Source organism: Streptomyces sp. NPDC057428, from assembly GCF_042803195.1.
In the GTDB taxonomy this organism is placed as follows: Bacteria; Actinomycetota; Actinomycetes; order Streptomycetales; family Streptomycetaceae; genus Streptomyces.
On the sequence record NZ_JBHVCT010000155.1, the window covers coordinates 1 to 7,777 of the forward strand.

The window sequence follows — 7,777 nt, forward strand, 5'->3', positions numbered from 1 at the left end:
AGAACACCAACACGCCGGAAACCCAACAACACCCCGCATCAAGCAAGTTGACCGCTGACGACCCACGAGCACGCCACTACCTGCGGATTCGGGTCTGAGGGCTGCACCGAGCGTGCCGGGATCCGGCCCTGCTCCGTGGAGCCTGCCGGATCCCGGCCCTGCTCCGGTGGAGCGGGGCCGGTCCTGTGTCCGTCCCCGGGCTCACCATGACCGCTGCCGGCCGGGACCGAGGCCCTCCGCTCCACCGTCTCTTCCGCAGTCCGCGCCCTGACGGAGGGCGTGTGACCGGGTGCGTCGCCGGTGCCCACGACGGCCTTCCCGGAGCGGGCCGGCCGCGGCTCCTTCGGGCGCCCGTACCCGTCCGGCCCGCGGAGTCGTCAGTCCTTGGCCAGGACGAACGACGCCCGCTGCACGCTCTCGCCGGGGATCCTGGCCTCCAGCAGATATGTCCCGGGGGCCGCAGAGCCGGGAGGCGGTGTGGCGCACTTGGGCGCGCTCCTCCTGCGGTCCCACTCCACGGTGTGGACGACCGTCGCTCCTGCGGGGATCCTCAGGAAGAGCGCGCCGGAACGCGGGCAGTCCTGGGACGACCACAGCTGTTCGTCGTCCTCTCCCGCCTCCGTGATCGTGAGCACCGCGTTCTTCGGGCCGAAGTCGGCCTTGCAGTCCGCGGCCGAGGTGTTCCTGGCGGTGAGCCGGAAGCGCGGCCTGTCGTCGGGACCGAAGCTGTTGTCCGTCTTCACACTCAACTGCAGTGCCGCAGGCTTGCAGTTGGGGAGCGAGGAACTCGCGGGCACCTGTTGGCCCGTGCTCCCGGCGTCCGCGCCGGTGCTCGAACCCGCTGCCGCCGCACCTCCCGATGCCGTGGATCCGCCCTCGCCGGCTGATCCCGGCTCGCCGCCGGCCCCGGCACCCCCGCCGCCCCCCGCGGAGCCGCCGTCCGTGCCGGTGCCGTTGCCCCCCGACTCGTCGCGCCCGCCGGGAGGTTGGCCGACCACCGGGCCGGACCCCGAAGGTCCGGGGGTGATGGACGGCGCGGGGTTCTTGCCACCCGGCTTGCCGTCGTCCCTGCCCGGTCCGCCGCCGCCACCCCGGGTGACGGCCCATGCGGCCAGGGCCGCGAGCAGCGCGATCAGGAGCACCGCTACTGCTCTCCGACGCCAATAGATGCTGGAGGGAAGCGGCCCGACCGGATTGCGCATAGAACCCACGGACCGAACTGTACGAGAGATCCCGGCCAACTCCGGCCCCCAACCGCCGCTCTGATCGACAAGTTTTCCGGATCATCATCACGGTCCGGCCGTTCTGGGTGCTTCCAGCCGCTTTGCACCGTCTCGGACTTCGTCCGCACCGTACGAAGGGACAGAACGGGTGGCGTTATCACCCCGTGGGCCGACGGCCGGGGCGACACCCCCGTAGCGTGCGCCGGGATCCCCCCTTCCGTGCCAGGATCGTGGGTGCGATGACTGCCACGACTTCGACACAGACGCCCCCCGCCTCCCTCCACACGCCCGTCATCGGGTGGTTCGAGCAGCACGCCCGCGATCTGCCCTGGCGCCGCCCCGAAGCGGGTGCCTGGGGCGTGATGGTGAGCGAATTCATGCTGCAGCAGACCCCGGTGAACCGCGTCCTCCCGGTCTACGAACAGTGGGTGGCCCGCTGGCCGCGCCCCGCCGACCTGGCCGCGGACGCCCCGGGCGAAGCCGTCCGCGCCTGGGGCCGGCTCGGCTACCCCCGGCGCGCGCTGCGCCTGCACGGGGCCGCGCAGGCGATAACGGAACGCCACGGCGGGGACGTGCCGAGTGAGCACGGCCAGTTGCTCGCACTGCCCGGTATCGGTGAGTACACGGCCGCGGCCGTGGCCTCGTTCGCGTACGGGCAGCGTCACGCGGTGCTGGACACCAACGTCCGCAGGGTGTTCGCCAGGGCCGCCTCCGGCATCCAGTACCCGCCCAACGCCACCACCGCGGCGGAGCGCAAGCTGGCCCGCGCGCTGCTCCCCGAGGAGGACGAGCGCGCCGCGCGCTGGGCGGCGGCCACGATGGAGCTCGGCGCACTCGTGTGCACCGCGAAGAACGAGGACTGCACCCGCTGCCCCATCGCGCAGCAGTGCGCCTGGCGTCTGGCCGGGAAGCCCGCACACCAGGGACCGCCCCGCCGCGGCCAGACCTACGCCGGTACGGACCGGCAGGTGCGGGGACGGCTCCTCGCGGTCCTGCGTGAGGCGGTCACCCCGGTGCCGCAGTCCGCGCTGGACTCGGTGTGGGAGGAGCCCGTGCAGCGGGCGCGGGCCCTGGACGGGCTCGTCGCCGACGGCCTCGTCGAGCCGCTGGCGAACGGCCGGTACCGGCTGCCCCTGACCTGACCCACACACCCGGACGCACGGCTGCCCATCGGCTGTTACACAACCGATGGGCAGCCGTGCGTCCGCCTACGGCCGCTCCGCACAACCCCGTGACAACGCCTCCGTAACGTCACCGGACGTCGGCAGTGACACCTGGCCGGTGGCGGTAAACGGGGTTCCACGGGGACGGAGGCGGTTGTTATGGCGCAGGGCGAGGTGCTCGGATTCGAGGAGTACGTGCGGACCAGGCAGGACGCGCTGCTGCGCAGTGCCCGCCGGCTCGTGCCGGATCCCGTGGACGCGCAGGACCTGCTGCAGACCGCCCTGGCCCGCACCTACGGCCGCTGGGACGGCATCGCAGACAAGTCCCTGGCCGACGCCTATCTGCGCCGCGTCATGATCAACACGCGTACGGAGTGGTGGCGGGCCCGCAAGCTCGACGAGGTCCCCACCGAGCAGCTCCCCGACGCGAGCGTCGACGACGGTGCCGAGCAGCGCGCCGACCGTGCCCTGCTCATGGACGTCCTCGGTGTGCTGGCTCCGAAGCAGCGCAGCGTCGTCGTGCTGCGACACTGGGAGCAGATGAGCACGGAAGAGACGGCCGCGGCCCTCGGTATGTCGGCCGGCACGGTGAAGAGCACGCTGCACCGCGCGTTGGCGCGCCTGCGTCAGGAGCTGGAGGACCGCGCGGCACGCAGCCGTGAGGCCGAGGGCGTACTCGCGCGGATACCCACGCAACGGTACCGGCGTCACGACGAGCGGGAGCGGGAGCGGGAGCGGTGCGCGGCCTGAACGGCAGAGGCAGCGGCAGGACGGCGGGCCCGGGCCGCAGGCCCGGCGCCGCCCTCGCGGCGGGGAGCACGGCGTTCGCCGGGCTCGCCGCCTTCACGCTGTTGTGCGCCGGCTGTTCCACCGGCGGCACCGGGACCCGTGACGAGGGCCCCGCGGGCACCCGGCCGGTCACCCGGGCCTCGGCGCCGAGCGCCGTCCCCGCCGGGACGGCGAAGCCCGCGCCGCGTATCGACCCGGTGAAGCTGGTGGAGGCGGACCCCAAGGTCAGCCGGCGGTTCAAGGACGACCTCAAGCCCTGCACCGGCGACGAGTACCCGATCGACACCTCGTACGGCACGCTCACCGACGGCCCGGCGGCCGACGTCGTGGTCAACGTGATGACCTGCGGTGACTCGGTGGGCGTGGGCACCTACGTCTACCGGCAGCGGGCCGACGGTTCGTACGGCAACGTCTTCGCCGCCGAGACGCCCGCCGTGTACGGCACCATCGACCGGGGGGACCTTGTGGTGACGACCCAGGTGTACGGCCCGAAGGACTCGGTAGCGTACCCCTCCGGCGAGGACATCGTCACGTACCGCTGGGCGGCCGACCGGTTCACCGAGACCGACCGGGTGCACAACGACTTCAACCGGGCCGTCGGCAACGAGGAGGGCACCCTTCCCGTACCGCCGACGGCGAAGAACTGAGAGCCGCCCCCATGGCCGAGACCCATGTCCTGTTCGTCGAGGACGACGACGTCATCCGTGAAGCCACCCAGCTCGCCCTGGAGCGGGTCGGCTTCACGGTCACCGCTGTGCCCGACGGCCTTCTGGGTCTGGAGGCCTTCCGGGCGGACCGTCCGGACATCGCGCTGCTGGACGTGATGGTGCCGGGGCTGGACGGCGTCAGCCTGTGCCGCCGCATCCGCGACGAGTCGGCCGTGCCGGTGATCATGCTGTCGGCGCGCGCCGACGCGATCGACGTGGTGCTCGGCCTGGAGGCCGGAGCCGACGACTACGTCACGAAACCGTTCGACGGGGCGGTGCTCGTCGCGCGCATCCGCGCGGTGCTGAGGCGCTTCGGCCACGCGGCCGGCCCCCACGGTTCCTCGCCCGGCGACGGGGCTCCGGACGAGGCGGACGGCGTGCTGCTGGTCTTCGGTGACGTGGAGATCGACACCGAAGGCATGGAGGTACGCCGTGGGGGCGACCACGTGGGCCTGACCCCGACCGAGATGCGGCTGCTGCTGGAGTTCTCCTCGGCGCCGGGCACCGTGCTGTCCCGGGACAGGCTCCTGGAGCGGGTCTGGGACTACGGCTGGGGTGGGGACACCCGGGTCGTCGACGTCCACGTCCAACGGCTGCGGACCAAGATCGGGCAGGACCGGATCGAGACCGTCCGCGGCTTCGGCTACAAACTCCGCGCATGAGGCGGCGGGCGCTGCGGACCGGTGTCCGCTGGAAGATCAGCATCGCGATCGCGGCCGTGGGCGCGCTCATCGCGCTGGCCCTGAGCCTCGTCGTCCACAACGCCGCCCGCGCCTCGATGCTGGAGAACGCGCGCGAGGTGCAGCTGGAGCGGCTGCTGTTCGCCGAGCGGCTCTACGAGGCGACGAACACGCAGAAGCCGTCCCCGAAGTTCGGTGCCAAGATCAACGACCCGGCGCTGCCGAAGAGTCTGCGCGAGAGGACCCGGGACAACCGGCGCGCCACCCACGTCGACGAGTACGCGGACGGGGTGCCCGATGTCTGGGCGGCCGTACCGCTGGCCAACGGCGACGTCCTGTCCCTGCACACCCGCTTCGCCGACCGCAACGCCACTGTCATGGGCGACCTGGACCGAGCCCTGGTCATCGGCTCGGTCTCGGTCGTCTTCGGCGGCTGCGCGCTGGGGGTGCTCATCGGGGGCCAGCTGTCGCGGCGTCTGCGCAAGGCGGCGGCAGCGGCGGGCAAGGTCGCCCAGGGCAACACGGAGGTACGCGTCCGGGAGGCCGTCGGCGGCGTCGTACGGGACGAGACGGACGAGCTGGCCCGTGCCGTGGACGCGCTCACCGACGCGCTGAACGAGCGGATCGAGGCCGAACGTCGGGTCACCGCCGACATCGCCCACGAGCTGCGCACCCCGGTGACCGGGCTCCTCACCGCCGCCGAACTGCTGCCCCCCGGCCGGCCGACGGAGCTCGTACGGGACCGGGCCCAGGCGATGCGCACACTGGTCGAGGACGTCCTGGAGGTGGCGAGGCTCGACAGCGCCTCGGAGCGGGCCGAACTGCAGGAGCTGCGGCTGGGCGAGTTCGTGGGCCGCCGGATCGGGCTGCTGGATCCGGAGATCACGGTGCGGGTGCTGCACGAGTCCCAGGTGTCGACGGACCCGCGGCGGCTGGAGCGGATCCTGGGCAATCTCCTGGGCAACGCGGCCAAGCACGGCGCGGGCCCGGTCGAGGTCACGGTCGAGGGCCGGGTGGTGCGGGTCCGTGACCACGGGCCGGGATTCCCCGAGGCCCTGCTGCGGGAAGGGCCGAGCAGGTTCCGCACCGGGAGCACCGACCGGTCCGGGCGGGGCCACGGGCTCGGCCTGACCATCGCGGCAGGACAGGCGCGGGTCCTCGGTGCCCGGCTGACCTTCCGCAACGCGGGACCGGCCGGGAGCACCGAGGGCACGGGGGCGGTCGCCGTGCTGTGGCTGCCGGAACACGCGCCGACGAACACCGGGAGCTTCCCCATGCTGCTTCAGGGCGGCACGGACTGAGGGCACGGGCGGCGCGGTCCTCCGCCCGCATCGCCGGGGGGACGAGCACGCCCGGAGACCGGGTCGCACGACGCGACGGGCCCCGGAGGCGTCGTGCCTCCGGGGCCCGTCGGGTGCGGGTGCTCAGACGGCCTGCGACTCCTTGGTCCCCGCGGGCAGCGCCGTGCCCTCGGCCTCCGGGGAGCCCACGGCCTCCGCCTCCTGCGGCTTGACGGTGCCCCGCAGCGGGACCTCCTTGACGAACAGCGATGCCACCAGGGCGATCACCGCGACCGAGCCACCCACGAGAAAGGCGATGTGGGTCCCCGAGGCGACGGCGTACTCGTACGCCTCCCGCACCGGGTCCGGGAGCTTCGCCAGGCTCGCCGCGTCCAGCTGCGCCGACATCCCCGTCGCCGCGGCGCCGCCGCGCTGTGCCATCTCGTCCTCGACCCGGCCGGTGAACAGGGCGCCCATGATCGCCACTCCGAAGGAGCTGCCGAGCGTACGGAACAGGGTGGTGGCGGACGAGGCGACGCCCATGTCCCTTAGTTCGACGCTGTTCTGCGCGACGAGCATCGTGATCTGCATCAGGAAGCCCATGCCCGCGCCGAGCACCGCCATGTAGACGCCGGAGGTGAGACGCGTGGTGCCGGTGTCCATGGAGGCCAGCAGGAACAGGCCGACGACCATCAGGACGCTGCCCAGGATCGGGAAGACCTTGTACTTCCCGGTGCCGGTGGTGACCCGGCCGGCGATCAGCGAGACGACCATCATCGAGAGCAGCATCGGCAGGAGCAGCAGTCCGGAGTTGGTCGCGGACGCGCCCTGCACCGACTGCTGGAACAGCGGCAGGAAGAGCACCGCTCCGAACATCACGAAGCCGGCCATGAACCCGACGACCGACATGAGGGTGAAGTTGAGGCTGCGGAAGATGTGCAGCGGGATCACCGGCTCGGCGGCCTTCGTCTCGACGAAGACGAAACCGACGAGGGAGGCCACGCCGAGTGCGACGAGCTCCGTGATCACGGCCGATCCCCAGGCGTACTCCGTACCGCCCCAGGTGGTGACCAGCACGATCGCGGTGATTCCCACGGTGAGGAGCGCCGCGCCCAGGTAGTCGACCCTGGACTTCCCGCGTTCCCTGCGGGGCAGGTGCAGCACGGCGGTCACCATCGCCAGCGCGAGCACGCCGAGCGGGATGTTGATGTAGAAGCTCCAGCGCCAGCCCAGGTGGTCGGTGATGGTGCCGCCGACCAGGGGTCCGCCGATCATGGCGATCGCCATCACGCCGGCCATCATGCCCTGGTACTTCCCACGCTCGCGCGGGGGCACCAGGTCGCCGAGGATCGCCATGACGCCGACCATCAGACCGCCCGCGCCGAGGCCCTGGACCGCGCGGAAGCCGATCAGCTGGCCCATGTCCTGGGCCATGCCGCTCAGCACCGAGCCGATCAGGAAGATCACGATGGACGTCAGGAAGATTCCCTTGCGCCCGTACATGTCGCCGAGCTTGCCCCAGATCGGCGTGGAGGCCGCGGTGGCCAGGGTGTAGGCCGTCACCACCCAGGACAGGTGTTCCAGTCCGCCCAGGTCGCCGACGATGGTCGGCATCGCGGTGCCGACCATCAGGTTGTCGAGCATGGCCAGCAGCATCGTGATCATGAGGGCGAGTACCACCACCCTGACGCTCCGCGCCTGCGGTTCGGCCGGACCGGCCGCCGCCCTCTTCAGTTCCGCCATGTTCTCTTTCCCCTGATCCCCTTGTGCCCGGTCCGCCGACCCGACACTTACTTGCCGCCCGGCTAGTTGGCTAGACTGAGGAAAAGTAGACCCGTAACTAGTAGGGCTTTGTTAGATCCTGTGGTGTGGTTCGGGGGTTGGTGCGGGTTGGCCGCATATCGAGCAGGCGCCGGTCCAGGTGGCCAGGAGGGT

At 71.8% G+C, this 7,777-nt stretch carries 7 protein-coding genes; 5 read left to right on the top strand and 2 right to left on the bottom strand.

The genetic code is table 11. The features are described from left to right. Window positions 1-377: 377 nt before the first annotated feature. Window positions 378-1,202 (bottom strand): hypothetical protein, encoded by an 825-nt coding sequence (locus ACFU5K_RS30565; protein WP_384067612.1) that lies wholly within the window; start codon window positions 1,200-1,202, stop codon window positions 378-380. Window positions 1,203-1,462: 260 nt separating this feature from the next. On the opposite strand from ACFU5K_RS30565, the gene ACFU5K_RS30570 reads away from it, so the two are divergent. From ACFU5K_RS30570 to cseC, 5 genes are all read left to right on the top strand, one after another. Further along, complete coding sequence (locus ACFU5K_RS30570; protein WP_384067596.1) at window positions 1,463-2,365, top strand: A/G-specific adenine glycosylase; 903 nt, start codon at window positions 1,463-1,465, stop codon at window positions 2,363-2,365. A gap of 180 nt (window positions 2,366-2,545) precedes the next feature. After that, a complete protein-coding gene (locus ACFU5K_RS30575) occupies window positions 2,546-3,136 on the top strand; it encodes a SigE family RNA polymerase sigma factor (protein ID WP_384067598.1) in 591 nt (196 codons plus the stop codon). Next, window positions 3,124-3,822, top strand: a complete 699-nt coding sequence (locus tag ACFU5K_RS30580) for a hypothetical protein (protein WP_384067601.1) — start codon at window positions 3,124-3,126, stop codon at window positions 3,820-3,822. Before ACFU5K_RS30575 ends, ACFU5K_RS30580 begins: the two co-directional genes overlap by 13 nt. A gap of 11 nt (window positions 3,823-3,833) precedes the next feature. Next, window positions 3,834-4,544, top strand: a complete 711-nt coding sequence (gene cseB / locus ACFU5K_RS30585) for a two-component system response regulator CseB (RefSeq protein WP_384067603.1) — start codon at window positions 3,834-3,836, stop codon at window positions 4,542-4,544. Further along, the gene (gene cseC, locus ACFU5K_RS30590) at window positions 4,541-5,863 is read left to right on the top strand and encodes a two-component system sensor histidine kinase CseC (RefSeq protein ID WP_384067606.1); all 1,323 of its coding nucleotides are present in this window, start codon (window positions 4,541-4,543) and stop codon (window positions 5,861-5,863) included. Before cseB ends, cseC begins: the two co-directional genes overlap by 4 nt. A 123-nt stretch (window positions 5,864-5,986) precedes the next feature. Here the strand turns inward: cseC and ACFU5K_RS30595 are convergent, their stop codons facing one another. Beyond that, window positions 5,987-7,585 (bottom strand): MDR family MFS transporter, encoded by a 1,599-nt coding sequence (locus ACFU5K_RS30595; protein ID WP_384067609.1) that lies wholly within the window; start codon window positions 7,583-7,585, stop codon window positions 5,987-5,989. Between the last annotated feature and the right edge of the window lie 192 nt (window positions 7,586-7,777).